The sequence below is a fragment of the Lactobacillus intestinalis genome (assembly GCF_024397795.1).
Lineage (GTDB): Bacteria > Bacillota > Bacilli > Lactobacillales > Lactobacillaceae > Lactobacillus > Lactobacillus intestinalis.
Genome location: NZ_CP072983.1, coordinates 779,123 through 804,551, shown reverse-complemented (window position 1 = coordinate 804,551; position 25,429 = coordinate 779,123). Strand labels below are relative to the sequence as shown.

The window sequence follows — 25,429 nt, the reverse complement described above, 5'->3', positions numbered from 1 at the left end:
CTAAAAGTTTTTTGATTAATTATACCTAATTTATCAAAAAATCTCGCCTAACAGCGACATTTTTAATGCTTCCTTATTGTTTCCGTTTGTAAGTAAAATAGGTATATGGATAATGATTTTGATCATCGATTTGATGATCTTCCTTATTAATTAATTCAAACTTTGAATAATCAATTTCTGGCATAAAAGTATCAGCTTTAAACTTCTCATAAATGAGCGTTTTCTCTAAAATGTCGACTTTATCTGCTAGAAGTTCAAAAATTGAAACCCCACCAATTGCACAAAAACAGGTTTCTGGATTTTGATCAACGAAAGACTTCAAATCATCAATTGAGGTAAAGAAAGTCACACGTTCATCATCTCGGTATTGCTCAATTAATTGTTGATCATGCGTTAACACAAGATGCTGACGTCCGGGAAGAACTTTCGGCAAACTAGTAAAAGTCTTGCGCCCCATAATCATAGGATGGCCCATCGTTAAGTTTTTAAAATGCTTTAAATCAGCTGGTAAATGCCATGGCAAATGATTTTTATAGCCAATTGCATGCTTATTATCTTCTGCCCAAACAAATTCAATCATTTTTTCACCTATACCGCCACTGGCGCCTTGATAGTTTGATGATGGTGATAACCAATTAATTTAATATCTTCCATTTCAAAGTCCATGATATTTTTCTTATCTGGATTTAACCATAATTGAGGAGAATCGTATGGTTTATTAGCTAGAAGCTCTTTTACTTGATCAAAGTGATTATCATAAATGTGTGCATCCCCCAAAGTATGAACAAATTCGCCCACTTCGAGACCAGTTTCGCGCGCAATCAAATGTAAAAGCAATGAGTAGCTTGCAATATTAAATGGAACTCCTAAAAACATATCACCCGAACGTTGGTAAAGTTGAACACTCAACTTATTATCAACCACATAAAATTGAAACATTACATGACATGGAGGAAGAGCACTATTTGGCACATCTTCAGGATTCCATGCAGTCACAATCATTCTTCTTGAGTCGGGAGTAGTTTTAATTTGATCAACCACATTTTGAATTTGGTCGATAAAACTACCATCGCGCTTTTCCCAGTGCCGCCATTGTGCTCCATAAACATTACCCAAGTTGCCGTATTTTTGCGCAAAATCATCATCGTTTAAAATTCGCTCATCAAACTTTTTCATTTCTGCCTGATAAATCTTTTTAAATTCAGGCTCACTTTGAACACGTAACCCAAAGTCTGTCATATCCGGACCCTCATAAGCAGGACTTTGGATCCAATTTTTAAAAGCCCACTCGTCCCAAATGTGGTTGTTATGTTCAAGTAAAAATTTAATATTTGTATCTCCTCGTAAGAACCAGAGCAATTCACTCTTAATTAAACCAAAAGGTACCCGCTTAGTAGTTAAAATTGGAAAGCCTTCTGCAAGATTAAACCTCATCTGCGCACCAAATAAACTGCGAGTACCTGTTTTAGTTCGGTCACTTTTATCATGACCGGTAGTCATTATTTTATTTAAAAGATCTAAATATGGTTGTTCTAGAATTGCCATCAATATGTTTCCTTTCTAAGATGATAAACCTTAGACTACCACATATTGATGATTAAGATAATACCAAACTCAAGATTTTGTGTTTTCCTTGCGATGACGAACTAAGTACACAATAGTTGCCACTACCAATACTAATAATCCCACAGTAACGGAAATTCGGGTATCAGGATTGATAAACATGAATAAAACAATTACTAATAGCATTACAAAAGCAAAGTAGTTAGAAAATGGATAAAGTGGCAATTTAAATGGATGATTTTCCATTGTTTCTGCGTTGTTGCTTCTAAATTTCAACTCAGCTAATAAAATTACAAACCAAGGAATCATTCCTGGGAGAACAGATGAACTGAAGACAACTACAAATAAATCAGAAGCTGAATGATTAAACTGTGAAGCTATTACATTCAAAATAAACCCAATAAAGATTCCTCCTGAAATCCCCATAATTGCTCGATCAGGAACAATTCTCTTAGAAATATGCTTAAAAGTCTTCGGTGCATCCCCATCATGAGATAGTTTAAAGAGCATTCTACTTGAAGAATAAATTCCGGAATTGGCTCCTGAAAGTGCCGCTGTTAAAACAACAAAGTTAATAATTGAAGCCGCTGCTGTAATTCCTACTTTAGCAAAAGTAGTTACAAATGGAGAACCTAAACTATCAAGCTTATCCCATGGATAAATAGTAACAATTACAAAAATTGCTCCTACATAAAAGATCAAAATTCGAAGTAAAACTGATTTTACACTCTTTACAATGGCTTTTTGAGGATTGGCAACTTCCCCAGCAGAAATTCCTAAAAGTTCAATCCCTTCATAAGAACCTACAATAATTGACATGGAGAAGAAGAATCCTTTAACTCCTCCGGTAAAAAATCCTCCATGGGACCACAAATTACTAAATCCAGTTGGTTTTCCGCCATTTCCTATCCCAAAAAAGATCACGATAAATCCAAGGATAATCATCAAGATAATAGTAACAACTTTAATCATCGCAAACCAAAATTCTAGTGAAGCGTATGCTTTAGCACTGGCTAAGTTAGCTAAGAGCAGAAAGGCAATAATTATAATTCCACTCCATAAAACACTGATATTCGGCCACCAATACTTCAAATACTCCGTAGCTGCTACCACTTCGGACATTCCAACAACAATATATTCAAAGACGTTAGCCCATTCGGCCAAATATCCCGCCAATGGATGAACATACTCTGTTGCATAATCAGCAAACGAACCTGTTCCCGGATTAATGTATAGCATTTCTCCCAAAGCTCGCATGACAATATACAAAATCAATCCTACAAACATGTAAGCTAATAATACTGAGGGACCTGTCCATTTAATCGTTGAGGTAGACCCCATAAAAAGTCCAACACCAATGGCCCCTCCAAGCGAAATCATTTCCATCTGGCCCGCAGTCATCGTTCTTTTCAATTGCGGTGCTGTGTTCTTCTGTTTCATTATTCTCTTCCCTTTTTTGCTATGTTTTTTCCTTTCTATTCAACATCTTCTAACATTTTATATATGTCGAGATTTTTTGGCAAGAGTAAGAAAAAGACCAATTTTGAAAAAATCAAAACTGGTCTTAATATTAATTGATACTACTTTCTCTAAAAATCAACTGGGTTTTTAATACTACCTTATAACATACCTTCAATCCGTCGTTTAAAAGGTCGGCTAAGACCTTCATACCGGCTCTACCCATCTCGTGCGTGTCCACATGTACACTACTTAAAGATGGATTTGCAAACTCTGCTGCTGTTGTATCATTAAAAGAAATCACACTCACATCTTCTGGCACTCTAATTTTATTTTCGCGTAAGGCTTTTAAAGCTCCTATCGCCATTGCATCATTGGCAACAACTAATCCCTTAGGGATTTTCTTACGCTGGCTAATCGCATTTTTTATAGCTTCATAACCTGAGTCGGGGGTAAATTTTCCTACATAAACATTATCAAGATCAAACAGGTTAAGCTTTGTCATATACCTTTTATAATCTTTAAAACGGAAATCAATGAGATTATTTTTATCATAAATATCTGCTAAGTCGCCAGCGAGCATTCCAATATCTTTTTGGCCATGATTTAAAAAGTGATTGATCACTTCCTGAACGGACGAATGAAAATCTGATACAACACAGCACTGCCCCTCAGCTAAGGTGTCGGCATCGATAAATACGGTAGGTTTTTGAATTCTTTCGATTTCATTTAATCTTTCCTTGGAGTACTGGGCTTTACCGATTACGATTACGCCAACATTTTTATCCAGATCATCAAGAGAGTCTTGCTCATAATAAATATGAGTTTGATAACCTAGTCGCTTAGCTTGATCCTCGATCCCACTTCGAATTGAATAATAATAAAGGTCTTTAATTTCTTGATATTGATTACACCATAGAGTTATAGCAATCGTCTTAAGTTTAGCTTTTCGAGTTTTAGAATTTTTCTTATTGTAGTGGAGTTCCTCCGCAATCTCAAAAATCCTTTTTCTAGTAGTATCGTTGACTGACAAACTCTTATCATAATTAAGCACCCGTGATACGGTTGCTGGTGATACTTTTGCCTTGGTCGCTATTTCCTTAATTGTTGCCATATAATCCCTCTCTGCCATTTCAAGTAAAAATAAGTAAGTTTACTAAAAGTATTTTAACATTATAACTTATAAACTGGCATTAGTGTAAAGCGAAGATCATATTGCATATTAGCAGGGAAGCAATACTCTGAATGCACTGGTGCACCCCAAGAGTCATCGCCACCCACGCCCATTTGATTTGCAAGTAATTTTAAATATGTAAAGTTCGATTTTGGTAATTCATAAAAATGGTCTGCCATTTCAATTTGTTCCGTTGAATATGGTAATGCTGAAAAATTAAAACTATTATGATCACTTTGAACCCTAATTCCTACCCCATTTTCATCCAACAATTCACAATAACGAACCTGGCTGCGATTACCACATTCTTGCGGTCTAAGATATGGGGTAAAATTATTTTTTACAGTTTGCTTATATTTACCAAAATAGGCTCCCGCCTTCCGATCCAAGTAATTCTCTTGAGGACCTAAACCATAATAAGTAAAATGATCCAACTTTTTACTTAAAACTAAACTTAAGCCAAATTCAGGTAATCTTTCAGCTTGCTGAGTTCCTGGAAAATGAGCATGCACATTGATAAATCCTTTTTTATCAATCTGATAAGTAATCGTTAACTCATCACACAAGGCAAACGGCAATTCATAGGCTAATTTAATCCAGACACTGCTGGTTAAATACTTAAGCTTTATATCCGTGAGCTTCGCATACTTAGCCGCATTTTCCCATTTAGCCATTTCAAAGCCCATTTTTGCACCACGATCATTGTCAGTTAAAGGACGCCAAAAAGCAAATTGTGGCTGCTTTTTAAGATATTCTTGACCGGCATATTTTAAAGAAACTAGATGTCCTTGATCTTTAGAAATAAGGACCTTGAAATCATCGCCTTCAACACCAATATTATAGTCACCATTAATCAATTTAGGTCTGCCTTGAGGATGATACTTTTCAATAAATTTATCCTTAACATATTGGGCGCGGCCCAATTCATAACCACTCTTTGCCCAGAGTTCATCATGTTTTAAATATTGAACTACTTGATAAATAACCTCTTTCTTATTTTTATCAAGATGGCGTGGTAAAGATAATTTGAATTTTTTACACTCTTGAGCTTTAACCATTAAATCAAATGATTGACTTTCCCAAACTTTTTCACCATTTATTAAAATGCTGACTTTAAAGTAATATTGACTAGTATCAATGAATAAGTTCTCATTTTTAACTGTTAAGCTTCGATTTTCAAGTTTCATTTTGACATTATTATATAGCGCCTTAACCGCAGCCATTTTAGGAGAATTTTTTCGATCAGCAAAAACTAACCCATCTCCACAAAATTCATAATCAGTTGGTCGATCATCGAAGTCTCCTCCATAAACGAGCTGTTTATGTCCATTAATTTTCTTTTCAAGACCTTGATCAATATAGTCCCAAATAAAGCCACCTTGATATTGAGGATATTTTTCAAGTTCTGTATATAATTTCAATCCTCCAACCGAATTACCCATAGCATGCATGTACTCACAAGAGATGTAAGGCTTCTGGGGATTTTCAGTTAAGTATTCTTCAATCTCTTCCGGCCTTGCGTACATTCGACTTTCTACATCTGAAATTTCATCATAAGCTCGATTGTGAAATACTCCTTCATAGTGAACAATACGACTAGGATCATTTTTCTTAAAGAAACTGGCCATCTTTCCAATTACGCTACCAGCATAAGATTCATTACCACAAGACCACATTAAAATACTTGGATGGTTAAAATCACGCCGAAGCATATTTTCAGCTCTAAACAAACAGTTTTTTAGCCATCGATTATTGTTCCCTGGGACGTTCTCTTTAGGATCTTCTTTACCCACCTTTTGCCAAGTCCCATGGCTTTCCAAATTTGTTTCATCAATAACATAGATCCCATACTTATCACATAACTCATAAAAATAAGTTTGATTAGGATAGTGTGATGTTCTGACAGCATTAATATGATTTCGCTTTAGATTTTTAATATCCCACACCATATCTTCTTTAGTCACGCTACGACCAAATCTAGAATTAAATTCATGGCGATTGACACCTTTAAAGATGATTCTTTTTCCGTTTAAGTACATCACTTTGTCTTTAATTTCAAAATGACGAAAACCGACATCAATTTTTGAAACTTCAATTAAGCGACCTTCACTAATTACGCTGACATATAATTGGTATAAATGCGGAGCTTCGGCACTCCATTTTTTAATATTAAGCTGCGGAAAACTGAAAGTATTGATGGCATGCGTCACTTTACGTTTATTAGAACAGATAACTTTATTTTCTTGATTAAGTAAGGATACCTGAATATAACTTTTTAAAGAAATATTTCCCGAAAGAGACGCTTTAATGCGTAAATTACCTTTATCATCAATTACATCTCCATTCACTCGAAGATCCTCCAAATGTAACTCCTTTTTCCCTTTCAACTTCACGCTTCTAAAAATTCCTGATAAGCGCCAAAAGTCTTGGTCTTCAAGCCAACTGGCAGATGAAAACTTAAAAACTGCAACTGCTAAATGATTATCTTTTTCCCGAATAAAATCAGTTACATCAAATTCGCTTGGAGTAAAGGAATCCTCACTGTAACCAATAAAGTGACCATTTAACCAAACATAGATAGCCGTAGCTGCCCCATCAAAAGTAAGACTTACCCTTTTTGAAATAAGGGATGGATCTAAATCAAATTTTTTAATATATGAAGCAACTGGGTTATTTTTTGGCACCATTGGGGGATGTAAATCTTCTGATCCATCCCATGGATACTGAATGTTGACATATTGAGGATTTCCGAACCCCTGAGTTTCTAAATTTCCTGGCACCTCCACATAGTCAAAATCTGAGTAGTCGAAATTCTCTTTATAAAAATCAGAAGGACTTTCTTGATAGTTTTTTGCATATTCTACCCGCCATGCGCCATCTAAGCTTTGAACCAAACTAGATTTTTCATTTTTAGCCTCATCGTAACTTGCATATACAGGATGAAAAGAATGTGCAGGAAGCGTATTCACTGCAAAAACTTCAGGATCACTTAACCATTCTAAATTTGCTTTATCACTTTTCATTGATTTCACGTCCTAAAACTGCTACTAATTGTAATTTACTTACATTTTTACCATAATTTACTAAATAATCTATTCTATTAAAACGTTTGGCATTCACTACTGTAACCATTACAGTATCATCGATGCCATTTTTAGTAAGAACTGGATCCCAGAACTCTAAAATTTGTTCTCCCTTTTTTACTTGCGCTCCATCTTCAACATAACTAATAAAACCTGTCCCTTTTAATTGTACTGTTCCTATTCCAATATGGATCAAAACAATTACACCGTCTTCGTTTTCAATTGCAATCGAATGTCGAGTAGGAGCAATCGTTCTTACCACCCCAGAAATTGGAGCATAAATCTTCCCACTGTACGGCTTCACAGCAAAGCCCTTCCCCATAGCTAAACTTCCAAAAGTTTGATCAGAGACATCCTTTAAATCAATTAACTCTCCATTTAAAGGGCTGTATAGGTCAAATTGAATATTTTCTTTAATATTTGCATCTGCATGTTCTTTAGAAAAAATTTGCTCTAATTTATCGACAATTTCCGCATGCTTTTCTTCTGTTAAAAGCACCTTTTTAGCAAAAATTATTCCTGCAATTACAAGCATTAAAGCCGGAAAGCCAAACATACAAAGCTTAAAAATCATCCTTCCATGACTCGTAATTGATTGAGCAGTCGCACCAGTCGTCATTCCTGCCATTACCGCTACTAAAGATACGAACCAATTACTCATTGCACCACCTAACTTATCTACTAAAGGTCTAACGGATAAAGTTAAAGCTTCATCACGATGCCCCGTCTTTAATTGACCATATTCTACGGCATCGGAAATGATCATTAATACTACTAAAAATGCTAACGGCTGGGGAATAAAGAATAATTCGGCTCCAATTAAACTCACCACTAAGGATCCACTGGCTAAACTAAAAACAATAATTCCAGTAAGCATGACAGTTAAACATAAGTAAAATAAACGCTTGCGATTGAATTTTTTAGTTAAACTTGGAAAAAGTCCAACTGAAATCAAACCGACTACTGTATTAATCCCATACAAGATGGTATAACCTTTTGGATTACCCAAAATATACGAAAAATAGTAAAGCTGCAATGCGTTTAAAGTATTGACCGCTAAACCATAAAACCAGTAAGCAACCGAGAGCCACATTAACTGATCATTCTTAGTTAAAATCTTAAATACCTGCGTTAACGTGGTCTTTTCTTTAGTTTCGCGTAATTTGGAATTTACCTCATGAGTTCCAAATCCAACGGCTAAAGCAGATAAAATTCCGATTACTGCAACGATAAATGCAAACCAAAACCAACCTCTTTTATCACCATTAGGATTAATTTTACTTGTTGAAAAGAATAACACAATCGGCATAATTACTACCCCAACGATATTGGCACCAATTGTTGATCCAATTCTAGCAAAGGTAGCTATTTTTTCACGCTCACTAGAATTTAAAGATAAGGCTGGAATCATTGACCAAAATCCCGTGTCTTTAAACGAGTAAAAAATATCCATTATTAAGTAAATTATTCCAAATAAAATGAAATACATAAGTGGATTAGTTTTGTTTAAACCACCTAAATCAGTAAAAAGCAATAGTAAAGCAATTGAGCTAATTACTCCTCCTAAGACTACCCAAGGCTTAAACTTCCCCCAACGTGTCACAGTTCGATCAATTGCATTTCCAATAAATGGATCTATTAAGACTTCACTAATTCTAATAATCGCAATTAAATTAGTAATCATAAAAATCATTTTACTATTACCAGATTTAAATAAGTGCGTTGTCACAAACACAATAAAATATGTTGATAGAGTCGCATAAAACACATCATTCCCAAAAGCCCCAAAGGAATATGAGATGCGAGAGATAATTTTCTTCATGGCATTTCCTCTTTTCTTGATTCCGATTTCATCTTACTATGTTTTACTAAATATGTCTATGATTTTAGTAAAACTAATAAAAACATATTTATTGAAAAGAGGATAAAGCAGCTATAAATAAGCATTTTTATTTTAGTAAACAAAAATAGGGATGCATGTTGTGCATCCCTATTTCCAGATAACTATATAACCTAAGGAGAGTACAGGATTTGAACCTGCGCGCCAAGGAAAACTTGGTTCGCCGGATTTCGAGTCCGGTGCATTACCACTCTGCCAACTCTCCAGAACTTATTTAATTATAGCAATTAATTTTAAAAAGGTAAACAAAACTAGCACACTTTTCTTGCAACCAATTTACATAAAGTCTATTCTAAAAGAAAAACAGTATATGAGAAAAAGAGGTCTTTTATTATGTGTACTTCAATTATTTTCAGTCCCAATGACCATTATTTCGGCCGTAATTTTGACTACGAAATGTCATTTGGCCAACAAGTAGTAGTTACCCCAAGAAATTATGAATTTAAGTTTCGTAAAATGCCAACTATTACTACACACTATGCTATGGTAGGAATTTCGGCAGTCAGAGATGATTATCCTCTTTACTTTGATGCCGCTAATGAAAAAGGCCTAGGAATGGCCGGTCTTAACTATGCTGGCAATGCTTACTATCCTGAAAAAGAAGAAGAGGGCAAAGACAATATTTCACCATTTGAATTTATTCCTTGGATTTTAGGTCAATGCGCTAATTTAGATGAAGCTAAAAAGCTAATTGATCGTATTCATCTTGTACATATTAACTTTAGTGAAAAATTACCTCTTTCTCCTCTTCACTGGCTCATAGCCGACAAGAGTGGTAAATCAATCGTTATTGAATCTGATAAAGACGGTCTGCATGTTTATGACAACCCAGTTGGAACTTTAACTAATAATCCACCTTTCCCTAAGCAATTATTCAACTTAAACAATTATGCTGATGTTTCACCTAAGATGCCAACTAACAGATTCTCAGATAAAGTTAACTTTGATTTATACAGTCGTGGACTCGGTTCTCACAATTTACCAGGTGGGATGGATTCTGAATCTCGTTTTGTCAGAGCTCTTTTCACTAAATCTAATGCTCCCGCAGCCGATAACGAAGCCGACAACGTCAATAATTACTTCCACATCCTTCATGCTGTTGAACAACCTAAAGGCTTAGATGAAGTTGGCCCTAACAGTTTTGAATATACTATTTATTCTGACTGCACTAACCTTGAAAAAGGACTCTTCTACTACACCACCTATAATCAAAGACAAATTACAGAAGTCAATATGAACAAAGAAGACCTTGAAAAAGATGATTTAATTATTTATCCAATCGAAGACAAAGTTGAATTTAATCGTGAAAACTAATTGTTAAGTTTTGCTCAAGACAAGTGTCAAACCCCATTTTTACTGCTACAATACTTGTGATAAATATCAAAATCTATAGATGAGGAACGAACTGAATTGAACATAAATAGTTGGATTGTATTATTTTCTGCAATCGTTTTATTAATGCTTATCTATGCTGTTAAAAATTCTCGCCGTTTTAATCTTTACGATCATTGGCTTCATCACAAGCTAGTTCACAAACGAGATGGCTTTAAATGGCAAGTAATTGCATTTTTAAACGATCCAAAATTAATGGTAGTATGGGCAGTTTTATTAGCTAGTTTATTAATTAATGAAGAACGCAATATCACAGCTTTATGGGTACTAGCTACCTTAGGATTCACTGATCTTGTAGGTATTATTTTAAAAAAATCTGTTCATCGACAACGTCCCTACAAACACTCTGCCTTAGAAGATGGATATAGTTTCCCAAGCGGTCACGTTTTAGGGGCAACAACCATGGCTCTTATCTTGCTACAATTGTTTGGGAAAGAACTGGGAAGCGGCTTTACTATTGGATTACTAATTATTTGGTTAATGGTAGTTATTTCTCGACTCAGTCTAAAAGCCCACTATCCTTCTGATATTCTAGGAGCAACTAGCTTAGCAATTTTCTGCTTTAGTATTTCACAACAAATATTTTTAGCAATATGAAAAGACGTCTTTTAACAGACGTCTTTTTTGTTTATTCGTGAAAACCAACCATTAAGCCGCCCTCTTCTGCATAAAAACTACATAAGCCTCTCATTGGTCGAACAGTAACTTTTGCATCTGGAAAGAGCTCTAAGATTTTAGCTTTCAATGTATCAGCATCTTTTTGATTTTCGCAATGGTCAATAATTACCTCGCCACCCTGGTAATTCATTTCCTTCATCTTTTTCACGAGATCTTTAATTGCTCGTTTCATCCCTCGAACTTTACCAAGAGGTTCTAGTTTTCCATCTTTACTAGCAGTACCGACGATTTTAATATTTAACATGCCGGCCACTTTAGCAACTGCATTAGAAACGCGACCATTAAGAGCTAAATTATGAAGCGATTGTAATACAAATAAAAGATGGGTTTGGGTACGATATTGGGCAATTTTTTCTTCTAAATCGACAAATCGAACTTTACCTTTGATCATATCTTCAATCCCATGTAAAATAACCGTTAACTCTGGGCCAGCTGATCTTGTATCGACCACGATTACTTTACTAGTAGGATTCTTTTCCTCATACATTGCCTTAGCTTGTAAAGCTGATGAGTAGCTTCCACTCATTCCACTAGTTAATGTAAGAATAATAGCTCTTTTAGTCCCCTTTAAAGCATCTAGCCATTCTTGAATGCTTGGGCACGAACTTTTCCCGGCCACATTATTATTGGACATATCCTCTAAAAAGTCCTTGATATTTAAGTTTTGATCATCTCGGTACTCTTTACCATTAAATGAAATAGTGAGTGGCACAATTTGTATATTTTTAGCAGGATTAGTTTCTTGATTAGAGCTTGAATCTAAAATTAATTTTATTTCTTCCATAAGCTAAATTCCTTAATTAATCATGTACTATTTGTTCATATGTATATTATATAGCTAATTAAAGGTGAGAGAAAAGCCACTTAATTAATTTTTAAAATGTAAAGCGCTTTCATATGTTTACACAATCACAAAGTTAAGCTAAAATTTGAAGTGTAAAAGAGCAAATAGCTCTGAGATGATGTTATACTTTAAACCGGTATGATGTCATACATATTTTAGGAGGTTTTTTGATGTTAAAATCAGTCATTGAAAATGTTCATGCACTTGAAATTTTTGACTCACGTGGTAACCCAACTGTTGAAGTTCACGTTACCCTTTCAAACGGTGTTGTAGGTAAGGCTGAAGTTCCTTCAGGTGCTTCAACTGGTGAAAACGAAGCCGTTGAATTACGTGACGGTGGTTCACGTCTTGGTGGTAAGGGCGTTATGAAGGCTGTTAACAACGTTAACACTGAAATTAACGATGCTTTGAAGGGCTTAGACCCACATGACCAAGCAAACATTGACGCTGTTATGATCGCTTTAGATGGTACTCCAAACAAGGGTCGTCTTGGTGCTAACGCTATTTTAGGTGTATCTATGGCTACTGCAGTTGCAGCTGCTAAGGATACTAACCAACCTTTATACCGTTACCTTGGCGGTACTGACCTTGAAATGCCACAAACTTTCCACAACGTTATCAACGGTGGTGAACACGCAGACAACGGTATCGACATTCAAGAATTCATGATCACTCCAGTTGCTAAGACTTCATTCCGTGATGGTTTTGAAAAGATCGTTAACGTATACCACACTTTGAAGAAAGTTCTTGAAGACATGGGTTACGAAACTGGTTTAGGTGACGAAGGTGGTTTCGCTCCTAACATGAAGAACTCAGAAGAAGCTTTGAAGGCTTTACACGAATCAATCATCAAGGCTGGTTACAAGCCAGGTGAAGATATCGCTATTGCTTGTGACTGTGCTGCTTCATACTTCTACAACAAGGAAGACGGTAAGTACCACCTTGAAGGTAAGGTATTAACTGATGAAGAATTAGCAGACTACTACGACAAGTTGCTTGACGAATTCCCAGAATTAATTTCTATGGAAGACCCATACGACGAAAACGACGTTGAAGGTATGGTTAAGTTCACTGCTAGCCACAAGGACCGTATCCAAATCGTTCTTGACGACTTCATTTGTACTAACCCTAAGCTTTTGAAGAAGGCTATTCACGAAGGTGCTGGTAACGCTTCATTGATCAAGTTGAACCAAATCGGTACTGTTACTGAAACTCTTGAAACCATCCGTATTTCACGTAAGAATGGTTACAACACTATGATTTCTCACCGTTCAGGTGAAACTGGTGACACTTTCATCGCTGACTTAGCTGTTGCTATCAACGGTGGTCAATTGAAGACTGGTGCTCCAGCTCGTTCAGAACGTGTTGAAAAGTACAACCGTTTGCTTGAAATCGAAGAAGAACTTGGTAAGGGCGAACGTCTTGCATTCTTCCCAGACAACGTTGACTTAGACTAATTTAATTAGTTTAATAAAAAAGAAGCTCGTAATGAGCTTCTTTTTTTCTACCTTTGTTTTGATTATTAATTAAATAAGTCAATTATTCGTTGAATCAATGAAGACCTCTTCCCTTTGCGCCATACTAGTTGCAAATGAGTTTTCCAGCTATTATGTTTTATTACAACGAATTGATCTCTAGCATAAAGTTGGGCAATTGTTTCTGGCACTAAAGCATACCCCATCCCCTGTTGAGCCCACAAAATAGCTGTACGTGAATCATCACATTTTACAGCATAAAAAGGCTTAATCCCAGCATGGGCAAAACTTTGATTAAAGATTTCTTCAAAGCGGCGATAAATAATTAAAGGCTTTTTTTGAAGTTTCTTAATGATAATTGGGCCTTGAGTTAAAAATTTTTGATCTTTAGTAACAACTACCATATTCTCACTAGTTAATGTTTTACTCTCAATGCCATGATGATTAAATGGTGTTCTTACAATTCCCAGATCAATTGTGCCATTATCTAGTTTTTCCAATACACCAAAAGTATTTTCTTCATAAACATCAAAATTTATATTAGGATAATATTCAGCAAGTTTTTTAAAATCAGATGAAGGTAAAACATTAGCCGAAGAAGAAGCTGATCCAATTTTTATTGTTCCTAATTCTCCCTGGGCCGTTTTATGAACCTGATCTTTTGCAGTTTCTGCTAAATCTAAAATTTTTTCTGCATAGCTCTCAAGTTCTCTTCCTGCATCAGTCAACTCAATTCCATGAGCAGTTCGAATAAAAAGCTTAACTTCTAATTCTTTTTCTAACTGCTTTAACTGGTAACTAAGCGGTGGCTGAGCAATATATAATCTTTTGGCGGCTGCAGTAATTTGCTTTTCTTGAGCTACAGTTAAAAAGTAACGTAATTGTTTTAAATTCATAAAATTATTTTCAGGACCTTCAGTTATTAAATATTTTTATATAAGTTATTGTAAGTAAATATTTTCATCTAAGCAATATCTATGCTAATTTATACATTGGAATAAAAATGAAGGGGTTGTAATATGACAGAAAAATTAACCGGTTTAACTCAGGCCGAAGCCGAAAAAAGGCTTAAAAAAGATGGTCTTAATGAAGTGCCTGAACCAAAGTATAATTTCTGGAAAGAATTCGCAGGAAAATTATGGAATTTATCTGCTTGGATTCTTGAGGGTGCATTAATTCTTGAATTTATTTTAGGCAAACGAATTCAAGCCTTGTTTGTTTTAGCGATGCTGTTATTCGCAGCTTGGAATGGTGCTTCTAAAAAGAAACAATCACGAAGAGTACTCGACAATATTTCTCACAAATTAACGCCAACCGTTGCTGTTAAACGAGATGGCAAATGGATCAAGTTAAACTCTAAAGAACTTGTGGTGGGAGATTTAGTCAGTTTACAAGCGGGAGATGTTTTAGCAGCCGATGTTAAAATTATGAGCGGTGATTTGGCTTTTGATGAAAGTTCAATTACCGGCGAATCAGACGCCGTTAAAAAGCATATCGGTGCAGAAGCTTATGCGGGAACCACAGTTGTACGTGGCGACGGATTAGCTACTGTGACTGCTACTGGTAAAAATTCTCGCTCAGGTAAAACTATCAACCTAATCAATAATTCTGCCGCTCCAGGTCACTTACAGCAATTATTGACTAAAATTATTTATTACCTTTGTTTACTCGACGGAATTTTAACTTTAGTAATTATCATTGCTTCCTTTATCAAAGGTGGGGACTTTAAGACTTTTATTGATATGTTGCCATTCTTAGCGATGATGTTTATCGCTTCAATTCCTGTGGCAATGCCTTCTACTTTTGCCCTCTCCAACTCATTTGAGGCTACTCGTTTAAGCAAAGAAGGAGTTTTAACTTCTGATTTGACTGGTATTCAAGATGCCGCCAACCTAAACCTACTTTTACTTGATAAGACAGGCACGATTACCGAAAATAAGACCGCCGTTGCAAATTGGAATAATTTTAGTGATTTAGACAATAAGGAAGTTTTAGAACTTGCTGGTGCTGCCACTGACCAAAGAAATCCAAGCATTATTGATACTGCTATTGATGACTATATTGTAGATAAAGGTTTAGTTATTAAGGATAAATCTAAATTTGTTCCTTTTACTTCTGATACAGGTTATTCAATAGCTGAAGTTGACGGTCATAATGTAAAATTAGGATCATTTAAGCAATTATCTTTAATTGATAAAAACGCGAACGAAAAAATTAGCCATGTTAACTTTAAAGCTGGTCGTTCAGTAGCTGTTTTAATTGATGACAAGCTTGCCGGGGTCTTTATTTTACAAGATAAAGTTAGACCAGATTCTAAGAAAGCTTTAAATGAGATCAAAAAGCGCGGAATTCGTCCAATTATGTTAACTGGTGATAACCAAAAAACTGCCGAAGCCGTTGCTCAAGAAGTTGATCTTGAAGGTAAAGTAATCTCTATTCATGATTTTAATGATAATACTGATGTTTCTACCCTAGCTGGAATTGCTGATGTTTTACCAGAAGATAAGCTTAATATGGTTAAACTCTTCCAAGAAAAAGGCTATATTGTTGGAATGACCGGTGACGGGGTTAATGATGCTCCTGCTTTAAAGCAAGCTGAAGTCGGAATTGCCATGTCTAATGCCGCAGACGTTGCTAAAAGATCAGGAAAGATGGTTTTACTTAACGATGGTCTTACTTCTATTATTAAGATTTTAGATGCTGGTCACCGTGTTTACCAAAGAATGACCACTTGGTCTTTAACCAAACTTTCTAGAACTGCTGAATTAACAATGCTTTTGACTTTTGGCTATCTCTTCTTTGATTATTTACCAATGGCTTTAAATGCAATGGTTATCTACACCATCATGAATAACATGGTAACCATGATGATCGGAACTGACCGGACACACATTACTTATAAACCAGAAAGTTGGAACATGGCAAAACTTGCTAAGATAGCCTTCTCTCTTGCTGCTGGTTGGACTGTAATTGGAATGCTGTTTGTTTGGTATTTGAACACTCATGGTTTCAGTCATGGAACGGTTTCAACAATAGTGTATGTTTACTTGGTATTAAGTGCGATGTTAATTGTGCTCATTACCAGAACTCGCAAATACTTCTGGCAAGATTATCCATCTAAATTAGTTGGAAGTGTTCAAATTGCCGATGTCCTAATCACTTTCATCTTAGCATTGTTTGGTATTGCAATGACTCAAATTAGTTGGACTAATTTACTACTTACTTTTGTAATTGCTTTAATTGCTGCAATTGTCATCGATTTGTTCTATCAACCTATTATGAAAAATCGTTAAGCTCAAAAGAAGTCAATATTGGCTTCTTTTTTTTGCCCTGATTCTGCTAAAATAACTAATAGCGTTTCAAGAAAAGAGTGAGAGAAAATGATTTGGACATGGGATGTGATTAGACGCATCATCGAGGTACTGTGGGTAATCAATATTGGATTAGCTATCTGGACCGTATTTAGAAGTCGGCGCGATATTGCTTCAACCTGGGCGTGGTTATTAGTTCTATCAGTTTTTCCAGTAATTGGATTTATCATTTATTTATTTTTGGGGAGGCAACTATCTCATGACGAGATTTTTGCAATGAAAAAAGCGCAACAAGAAGTCCAAGAGCGCTATTTGGAAAAACAGCGTAAGCGTTTAGAAGAACATGATCTACTTCCAAAAGCGGATCAAGAAAAACGAGCGCGCATGCTGACAGATTTAAATTTAAACAATGATAAAGCAATTTTAACCTTAGATAATCAAGTTGAACTTTTTACAGATGGTAATGACCTATTCGATAATATAATTGCTAATATCAATCAGGCAAAAGAGTTTGTTGATGTAGAATTTTATACTTTTTATTCCGATGAATTAGGTCATCGCGTTTTATCCGCGCTAGAAGCTGCCGCAAAACGTGGCGTTAAAGTACGTGTACTTTATGATGCTAACGGGTCGCACGGTACTAAGGCACGATTTTTTAGCAATTTACGAAAATTAGGCGGTGAGGCACAGCCATTCATTTCAAGTTCAAGTAAATATAAAATTCGTACACCTCGTTTAAACTATCATTTGCATCGTAAATTAGTGATTATCGACCATACAATTGGTTATATAGGTGGATTTAACATTGGTGATCAATACGTTGACAAATCACCAAAATTCGGCCATTGGCGTGATACTCACATGCGGGTTGTCGGGCAAGCTCCCATCATGATGGAATTTAGATTCGCCATGGATTGGAATACTTCCTGTCGGAAATCTCATCTACCTAAATATCCTCTTGATAATTTGGAGCATATTAAGTTAAAGCGTCCTTCATCTAAAAATGATGTAGCAATGCAGATTGTTTCTTCGGGGCCTGATAGTCAAGATTTTGCTATTCGCCGTGGATATGAAGGCATTATTGCCACCGCCAAAGAATATATCTACATTCAAACTCCGTATTTGATCCCAGAACCATCCATTTTGGAAGCTTTAATCATTGCTGCCAAAAGCGGCGTTGATGTGCGCATCATGGTTCCATGTATGCCAGATCATCCCTTTGTTTATCGAGCAACTGAATATTATGCTAAATATTTAACTGAAAACGGGGTAAAAGTTTATAAGTACAATAATGGTTTTATTCATGCAAAAACTGTCGTCAGTGGTTCTAACATCTCTTCTGTAGGATCTGCAAATCAAGACTATCGAAGCTACAGTTTAAATTTTGAAGTAAATGCTTTTAACTATAGTCCTGAATTGACTAAAAAGTTGAAGAAGATCTTTGAAGAAGATTTAAAAGTTTCAACTTTGATGACTAATGAATACTTCGACAAACAAAGTAGATGGCGCAAATTTAAACAATATTTCTCCAGACTACTATCTCCGATTTTATAATAAAAAAGATGATCTTCTAATTCAAAGATCATCTTTTTCATTATTTAGTTTTTAGTTCATAAACATATGAAGTTTCATCAGGTCGATAAACACCATGCAAAGTTCCGACACGGGTAAAGCCCATCTTATCAATTAAATGTTGCATTGCCTTATTATCTTCATGAGTATCAATTCTAATTGAATCGATATCTGATCGATGCTCTTTAATATAATTGATAACCTCAGTTAAAAGCTTAGTAGCATAACCTTTCCCTGCATGATTTGAGTGAATAGCTACTCTATGAATTACCAAGTAGTTTTCCGTATCAAGTAACCACTTACCATCAAGCTTATCATAAGAATGATCTGGCGAAGGAACAATAGCAATTGCACCAACAGTTTCACCATCTTGAGAAACAGCCAAGTAAGCCCAGCCATTTTCAATATCTTCTTTGATTTGATCTGGTGAAGGATAATCCCCTTGCCATTGCTCTACGCCTCTTTCAGCCAATTGGTTGGCGCCATCCTTAAGAATAGTCATAATTTGATCAAAATCAGCCATCGTAGCTTGTCTTAGTTGCATATTCTTCACACTTCCCTTTATTTTTTATAACGGTAAATATTATATATGAAAATACTTAACTTGTAAAAAGATAGTGCTTATTTTTTACAAACTATTTTCCTCTAAAGCCATAAAGATGGTCACGATTAATAAATCAGCACACCCTCCAATTGTATAGTCGTGTTCTTTAAAAATCGCATTTTCCTCTTTCAAAAATTGCATCCCCGCTTGGGTTTTACTCCCACCTAATTTCAAAAATTTTTCACTTATTTCATGAAGCCAAGCTAGTGTCTGTCTTCCTTGAGCCCTTTTAACAAAGGTTGTATCATCGGCCTGACTTGCAATTTTCATTAGAGTATCTAATAAGCGCTGATTAATTGTCCCCTGACTCATTTTTAAATATGGTAGACTGCTATCCCTCACAATTGGATATCCCCTTTCAGCAAGTTCACGGACGCCTCCAATTTGATATTTTACATATTGCTCTTCACCTGCAGTTAAGTGCTTTTTATTTAAGGTACTTAAATCATGATGAATTAATCCTCGACACATTTTTTTAATAACTTCAAAAATATCTTGCTCATGTTTTTTCGCATAACTTTGCGCACATACAAATATCCCTAAAGAAAAAATTGCACCTTTATGCGTATTAATAGCTTGAGTTGCCCTCAACATCTCTGTTTCGGCTAAAAAACCCTCTTGTCGCAACTTTTGAAACATTTGAGTTAAGTTGTGCCCCTTAAACTCTTCACCAATCTGCGCGGCTTTATTTAAGTATGGGGCCAATGCTACACTGCTATCAATAAAAGTATAAATATCCATATCTGGATGTGAACCCTGATCGACTGGATCAACCAAACCAGGTTTTGGCAAAGTTACAGCTTCATAAAGAAGCGCCTTTAAAGCATTATCTACAATTTCTTTTATCATATTTTTACCTAAAAAATAAAACTCCAAGAAATTTTTCCTTGAAGTTTTATCTTTACTATTTCTGTTGATTAATTAAGCACCATGATATTGTACAAGAGAGTAAATATCTAAATCTGGTAACTTTTCACGGCCCTTAAGGTCTGGCAATTCAATGTAAAAAGCAGCTCCAACGAGTTTACCACCAAGATTTTCAATTAATTCTTTTGAAGCTCTTAAGGTACCAGCAGTTGCTAATAAATCATCACAAAGAACTACTCTTTGACCTGGCTTGATTGCATCTTTATGCATTTCTAAGCTGTTAGAACCGTATTCTAGATCATATGAAGCACGTTCTACTTCTCGTGGCAACTTGTGTGGCTTTCTAGCTGGAACAAAACCAACACCCAACTCAGTTGCAACTGGACAACCTACAATAAATCCTCTTGCTTCAGGACCCACGATAACATCAGCATTTCTGCTCTTTGCATATTCTGCTAATTCATGAGTTGCTGCGCGATAAAGTTCACCATCTTGCAAAATTGGCGTAATATCACGGAAAACAATTCCTTTATTTGGAAAATCCTGAACGCTTGCGATATGTTCTTTAAAATCAATTGCCATAAGAAGAAAAAACCTCCATAAATCTTTGTGTTCATTAAAAACACTTTTGACTGTTATATTTTAACAGATTTTTCGCATAAAAACACTTAAAACAGCCAAATTATTAATTTCTAAGCTGATCAATGTAGTTTAATAAAGTAGTCGTTGACATATGCCGCAATTCATTAACAAATTTAATTTGAGAATTAGTTGCAAGCAAGTATTTAGATTGAGATAGGGGCTTCTTCTGGGGATGTTTAACTCCTACTAACTTATCATCATCTAACTTAACAAAGCCCAATTCAAAAAAGACACGTAAAATGAACAATACACTATCATAGTCTAAGCCCAAATAAGGAGCTACTGCTTGATAATCTTGCGGTTTTAAAGTGGGATGGGCATAAATATACTTTAACACTTTTCCGAAATAAGATTTAGCAGGAAGCTTTTCTACGGGAAGCTGATCGAGTAAAAAGCGCAAATATAGTTGCTGATAATTATTTTGTAAAGCTTGGTCCAATTCAATCTTGTTTTTTGGTGTATCCAGCAAAACAACTACTTCATCTGCTTGATCGTAATCTTTAACTAAAGTGATTTTTTCTGGATCAATTCCTAAATTTTCAACAGCTGGAATATTTTTCTCATTGAAAAGCAAATAACGATCCGCAAAGCCCATAACATAACTTTCATTACGCAAATCGATTATTGGTGCTGGCACAGCTAATTTCGGAGCTGCAAAATCAACGCCTTTCATAATGGCTTGTAAACTAACTTTATTCTTATAAGTATTGCGATTTAATTCTACAAATACCTTTGAAATAAAAGGTAAAAGATCATTATCTAAATAATCTTTGTTAAAACCTACCACAGTAAGAGAACCATCATCTTTTACCGCATTAAAGCGAATATGATTCTTCTCCTGACCCATTCGAATAAAGTTTTTAATTTGAAAATCAGAAACACTAAAAACTGGTTTAGGATTATCAGTACCAAAAGGTCCCGCCTGATTTATTTGCTCCAGAGTGTCTAAAGACAAATCTTTTAGAGGGAGTTCAAAATCATACTCTTCTGCGCTTTCTTGCTCAACATGAAAACCACTCTCTAGCTTTTCACGCAACTCAGGAATCTTATCTTCAGTCATTGATAGGCCACAGGCAAAATCATGACCACCAAATTTAGTAAATAATTTCTTTAATGGATTCAAAGCGTTAAACAAATTAAAGTTTTTACCTGAGCGGCCAGAACCCTTAACCTCACCTTGATCATTTTTAGTTAAAACAAGAGTTGGCTTATGCAGAGTAGTAGCAATTTTATTAGCAACTAAACCTAAAACCCCCTCATGAAAATCAGGATCATATAAAACTAGGGTATTACTTCTTTGCCAATTGTTCATCTTAACCTGATTTAAACAGCTTTTATAAACTTCTTGGGTGAGTTCACGCCGTTTATTGTTTAACTCTTCAATTTTATCGGCCAATTGTTTAGCTTCAAACTCATCATCTGCTAAAAGCAATTCTACAGCTAAACTTGCATTATCTAGGCGTCCAGTTGCATTTAGACGCGGAGAAATATTAAAACCAATATCGGTTTCATCTAAATTTCCTAGTTTAAGGCCAGCATTTTTAACCAAAGCACGCAATCCTGGTCGATCGGTACGATTGAAGATTTCCAAACCACGCTTAACAATAATATGACCTTCTCCACTCACCTTAACCATATCCCCAATGGTCCCAATCATCACTAAATCGAGTAATTCTGGTAAAGGATCTTCCATTAACTTCCGGCAAAGTGTATAAGCTACACCAGCCCCACAATAATCATCAAAAGGATAAGTTTGACCTGGATAATTGCAATGAACTAAAGCATAAGAATCTGGCACTTTTTCTTGGAAAGTATGATGATCGGTAATAATCGTATCGACACCTTCTGTTTTAGCATAAGCTACTTCATCGACGCCGGTTACCCCATTATCTACCGTAATAATGAGTTTAGTTCCATCTGCAACAATCTTTTTATAGTTATCAAGATTTGGACCATATCCCTCTTTAAAGCGGTTAGGAATAAAATAGTGCACATCAGCACCTAGAATACCTAGAGTTTCCACCATAATTGCAGTTGAAGTAATTCCATCAGCATCATAATCCCCATAAATAGTAATTTTTTCTCCTCTGTCAATCGCTTGATTAATTCGCTCAACCGCCTTATCAAGATCATGCATTAATGAGGGATCTGCCAAATCCTCTTCACTACTATTAAACCAAAAATCCAATTTTTCAGCCGTATTAATTCCCCGCAAAGAAAACAACTTAGCCGCAATTGGACTAAGTTGATATTCTTGAATTAAGTTAGGATCTAACGGCTCCGCATTTCTTTGTTTCCACTTCATTATTTAAGTTTAAACACCTGTAAATTCTTATTCGTTGCCTGTTCAGTCTTAATCAAATTTCCTCGTACAGCCCAGCGATTAACTCCACCATCAGCACACGTAATTAAAGTTACAATTGGCTTTTTAGTGTTGTTAACTAGCCAGACAGCGTATGGATTAACTTTCTTTTTCATATAGATTTTATAAACAAAAATCTTCTTTAAATTAGTCAAATAAATTAATTGACCTTTTTTTGAATCTTCTAGCGGTGAAAAAAGCACTCCTTTAGAAGTCATATAGTGACCTGCTAAAGCAAAGTTACCTTGACCCATCACTTCTCCATCACGCATGGTTCCTCCGCCAGTTGACATTGCATCATCTGACAATCCAAGCATGACTGGTAAATACATGTTTATATCAGGAATAGCCATTGCTCCAATGGCATCAGAATTATTTTTAACTTGAGAACGTGTAACTTGGGCGAAGTCAATTTCTTTAACTTTGCTAAAGTCATACATCCCTTTCTTTTTTTGGTTTTTTTCAATCTTTTCAGCAGTTAATGAACCTAGTGCTTTAGATTGATTTTGTCGCACCATTTGATTCCGAATTTGTCGATTAAAGATGAGAATTAAACCAACAATTAACAGAATGATGGCTGCAATTCTTAAAAGAATTTGACCAACATTTCGCTTCTTCTTATTTTCAGCCATGGTCTACTTCCCCTTAATGTCATCATCATTCATCTTAAGAACAGCCATAAAGGCATCTTGTGGCACTTCTACTCGGCCCACAGCCTTCATCCGCTTCTTTCCACGCTTCTGCTTTTCAAGAAGCTTAGCACGTCTATCTGGGTCACCAGTGTGAATCTTCCAAGTAACGTCTTTACGATATGGCTTAATAGTGGCACGAGAAATAATCTTAGCTCCAATAGCACCTTGAATATCCACTTCAAAGTTTTGTCTTGGGATAAGCTTTTTAAGCATTGATGTCATTTGACGAGCACGATCCTGGGCTTCACTTCTATGAGCAATAAAACTCAAGGCATCAATCGGTTCCTTGTTAAGTAAGATATCAATCTTAACTAAATCAGTTGCCCGATAACCGGTAATTTCATAATCAAGTGAGGCATAACCCTTAGTTGAAGATTTTAAATCATCAAAAAAGTCAAAAATAATTTCAGCTAACGGCATATTATAAATGACATTTACACGATACTTATCAAGATAATCCATCGTGACAAATTCACCACGCTTACGTTGACAAAGCTCCATTACAGGACCGACAAAATCATTTGGGACCATAATTTCAGCTTTAACATAAGGTTCTTGTACTTCTTTATATTCACCAGCATCTGGCAAATCGGATGGATTATCAATCACCTTAGTTGTCCCATCATTCATAATTGCATGGTAGTCAACACTCGGTGCCGTCATAATCAAATCCAGACCAAATTCTTGCTCTAGGCGTTCCTGCACAACATCCATGTGAAGCAATCCTAAGAAGCCACAACGGAATCCAAAACCTAAAGCAGTAGAAGTTTCAGGCTCAAATTCCAAAGCCGCATCATTTAATTGCAATTTTTGAAGAGCTTCCTTTAAATCATCATAGTCGCGATTATCAACCGGATACATACCTGAGTAAACCATTGGTGGAATTTGACGATAGCCTGGAAGTGGTTCTGCTGTTGGATTATTGGCATCAGTAATCGTATCACCTACTCGAGTTTCACGAACTGATTTTATATTAGCCGTTAAATAACCTACATCCCCCGCTACTAAAATATCTTTTTTAACGGGATGGGGACTGGAAACACCGACTTCAGTTACTTCATATGTTTTACCAGTATTCATAATTTGAATCTGATCACCAGGCTTAACCGTTCCATCCTCAATTCTAACTGATAAAACTACCCCTCGATAATCATCATATTTTGAGTCAAAAATCAAAGCTTTAAGCGGAGCTTGCAAATCGCCTGTAGGAGCTGGAATATCAGTAACAATTTTTTCAAGCATTTCAGCAATTCCTTGGCCAGTTTTCCCTGAAACTTCAACTGCATCAGAAGCATCTAAGCCCAGCATTTCTTCAATTTCCTCTTTAGCATTATCCGGATCCGCAGATGGTAAATCGATCTTATTAATAACCGGTAAAATTTCCAAATCGTCATCAATAGCCAAATAAGTATTAGCCAAAGTCTGAGCTTGCACACCTTGTGAAGCATCAACAACTAAAAGTGCCCCTTCACAAGCAGCCAAAGATCGAGAAACTTCATAGGAAAAGTCCACGTGTCCTGGTGTATCAATTAAGTGGAAAATATAATCTTCTCCATCTTTTGCATGATATTTAACTTCAACTGAGTTCATCTTGATTGTAATTCCACGTTGACGTTCCAGTGGCATATCATCAAGCATTTGATTTTTTAATTGTCTTTCCGAAACCGTATCGGTTAATTCCAAAATTCTATCGGCAATTGTTGACTTACCATGATCAATATGGGCAACAATTGAAAAGTTACGAATATGTTTTTGATAGTCTTTTAATTTTTCTAAATCCATAAATTACATGCACCCTTTAATTCTTCTTTT

General features: G+C 35.6%; 19 protein-coding genes and 1 tRNA gene. 5 read left to right on the top strand and 15 right to left on the bottom strand.

The window, feature by feature from the left end; translation table 11 throughout:
* Positions 1–73: 73 nt before the first annotated feature.
* The 7 genes from KBW87_RS03675 to KBW87_RS03645 all read right to left on the bottom strand — a co-directional run bounded on the left by KBW87_RS03675 (position 74) and on the right by KBW87_RS03645 (position 9,383).
* Positions 74–580, bottom strand: coding sequence for a dihydrofolate reductase (locus tag KBW87_RS03675; protein WP_057810976.1), 507 nt, complete (start codon positions 578–580; stop codon positions 74–76).
* Positions 581–588: 8 nt separating this feature from the next.
* Positions 589–1,545 (bottom strand): thymidylate synthase, encoded by a 957-nt coding sequence (locus tag KBW87_RS03670; protein ID WP_057810974.1) that lies wholly within the window; start codon positions 1,543–1,545, stop codon positions 589–591.
* A gap of 69 nt (positions 1,546–1,614) precedes the next feature.
* A complete protein-coding gene (locus KBW87_RS03665) occupies positions 1,615–3,003 on the bottom strand; it encodes an amino acid permease (RefSeq protein WP_057810972.1) in 1,389 nt (462 codons plus the stop codon).
* 130 nt (positions 3,004–3,133) lie between these two features.
* Positions 3,134–4,135 (bottom strand): LacI family DNA-binding transcriptional regulator, encoded by a 1,002-nt coding sequence (locus tag KBW87_RS03660; RefSeq protein ID WP_057810970.1) that lies wholly within the window; start codon positions 4,133–4,135, stop codon positions 3,134–3,136.
* A 59-nt stretch (positions 4,136–4,194) separates the two neighbouring features.
* Positions 4,195–7,218: a beta-galactosidase, LacZ type gene (gene lacZ, locus KBW87_RS03655; protein WP_057810968.1), complete on the bottom strand. Its 3,024-nt coding sequence runs from the start codon at positions 7,216–7,218 to the stop codon at positions 4,195–4,197.
* A complete protein-coding gene (locus KBW87_RS03650) occupies positions 7,208–9,121 on the bottom strand; it encodes a glycoside-pentoside-hexuronide (GPH):cation symporter (protein ID WP_420896558.1) in 1,914 nt (637 codons plus the stop codon). The genes lacZ and KBW87_RS03650 overlap by 11 nt, the downstream gene beginning before the upstream one ends.
* Positions 9,122–9,294: 173 nt before the next feature.
* Positions 9,295–9,383 (bottom strand) — tRNA-Ser (locus KBW87_RS03645).
* Between the two features lie 128 nt (positions 9,384–9,511).
* Here KBW87_RS03645 and bsh point away from each other — a divergent pair.
* A complete protein-coding gene (gene bsh, locus KBW87_RS03640) occupies positions 9,512–10,492 on the top strand; it encodes a choloylglycine hydrolase (RefSeq protein WP_057810964.1) in 981 nt (326 codons plus the stop codon).
* A gap of 144 nt (positions 10,493–10,636) precedes the next feature.
* A complete protein-coding gene (locus KBW87_RS03635) occupies positions 10,637–11,167 on the top strand; it encodes a phosphatase PAP2 family protein (RefSeq protein WP_369907188.1) in 531 nt (176 codons plus the stop codon).
* Between the two features lie 31 nt (positions 11,168–11,198).
* On the opposite strand, the gene KBW87_RS03630 is transcribed toward KBW87_RS03635, so the two are convergent.
* The gene (locus tag KBW87_RS03630) at positions 11,199–12,032 is read right to left on the bottom strand and encodes a DegV family protein (RefSeq protein ID WP_057810962.1); all 834 of its coding nucleotides are present in this window, start codon (positions 12,030–12,032) and stop codon (positions 11,199–11,201) included.
* A gap of 230 nt (positions 12,033–12,262) precedes the next feature.
* Between KBW87_RS03630 and eno the strand changes: the two genes are divergently transcribed.
* On the top strand, positions 12,263–13,549 hold the full coding sequence (eno, locus tag KBW87_RS03625; protein WP_004045025.1) for a phosphopyruvate hydratase: 1,287 nt from the start codon (positions 12,263–12,265) through the stop codon (positions 13,547–13,549).
* Between the two features lie 65 nt (positions 13,550–13,614).
* On the opposite strand, the gene KBW87_RS03620 is transcribed toward eno, so the two are convergent.
* Positions 13,615–14,463: a LysR family transcriptional regulator gene (locus tag KBW87_RS03620; RefSeq protein WP_057810960.1), complete on the bottom strand. Its 849-nt coding sequence runs from the start codon at positions 14,461–14,463 to the stop codon at positions 13,615–13,617.
* Between the two features lie 123 nt (positions 14,464–14,586).
* Between KBW87_RS03620 and KBW87_RS03615 the strand changes: the two genes are divergently transcribed.
* Both KBW87_RS03615 and cls read left to right on the top strand, forming a co-directional pair.
* On the top strand, positions 14,587–16,860 hold the full coding sequence (locus KBW87_RS03615) for an HAD-IC family P-type ATPase (RefSeq protein WP_057810958.1): 2,274 nt from the start codon (positions 14,587–14,589) through the stop codon (positions 16,858–16,860).
* A gap of 87 nt (positions 16,861–16,947) precedes the next feature.
* Entirely contained in the window at positions 16,948–18,432 is a 1,485-nt protein-coding gene (cls, locus tag KBW87_RS03610; RefSeq protein WP_057810956.1) for a cardiolipin synthase, read from the top strand.
* Positions 18,433–18,472: 40 nt separating this feature from the next.
* Here cls and KBW87_RS03605 read toward each other — a convergent pair whose 3' ends face one another.
* The 6 genes from KBW87_RS03605 to lepA all read right to left on the bottom strand — a co-directional run bounded on the left by KBW87_RS03605 (position 18,473) and on the right by lepA (position 25,399).
* Positions 18,473–18,994 carry a GNAT family N-acetyltransferase gene (locus KBW87_RS03605; RefSeq protein WP_004042894.1) on the bottom strand — a complete coding sequence of 174 codons (522 nt, stop codon included), beginning with the start codon at positions 18,992–18,994 and terminating at the stop codon, positions 18,473–18,475.
* 84 nt (positions 18,995–19,078) lie between these two features.
* Positions 19,079–19,903, bottom strand: coding sequence for a triphosphoribosyl-dephospho-CoA synthase (locus tag KBW87_RS03600; RefSeq protein WP_057811294.1), 825 nt, complete (start codon positions 19,901–19,903; stop codon positions 19,079–19,081).
* A gap of 72 nt (positions 19,904–19,975) precedes the next feature.
* Positions 19,976–20,503: an adenine phosphoribosyltransferase gene (locus KBW87_RS03595; RefSeq protein ID WP_004045033.1), complete on the bottom strand. Its 528-nt coding sequence runs from the start codon at positions 20,501–20,503 to the stop codon at positions 19,976–19,978.
* Between the two features lie 103 nt (positions 20,504–20,606).
* On the bottom strand, positions 20,607–22,868 hold the full coding sequence (recJ, locus tag KBW87_RS03590) for a single-stranded-DNA-specific exonuclease RecJ (RefSeq protein ID WP_057810954.1): 2,262 nt from the start codon (positions 22,866–22,868) through the stop codon (positions 20,607–20,609).
* On the bottom strand, positions 22,868–23,557 hold the full coding sequence (locus KBW87_RS03585) for a class A sortase (RefSeq protein ID WP_057810952.1): 690 nt from the start codon (positions 23,555–23,557) through the stop codon (positions 22,868–22,870). Before KBW87_RS03585 ends, recJ begins: the two co-directional genes overlap by 1 nt.
* Before the next feature lie 3 nt (positions 23,558–23,560).
* Complete coding sequence (gene lepA, locus KBW87_RS03580; RefSeq protein ID WP_004042905.1) at positions 23,561–25,399, bottom strand: translation elongation factor 4; 1,839 nt, start codon at positions 25,397–25,399, stop codon at positions 23,561–23,563.
* Positions 25,400–25,429: the final 30 nt, after the last annotated feature.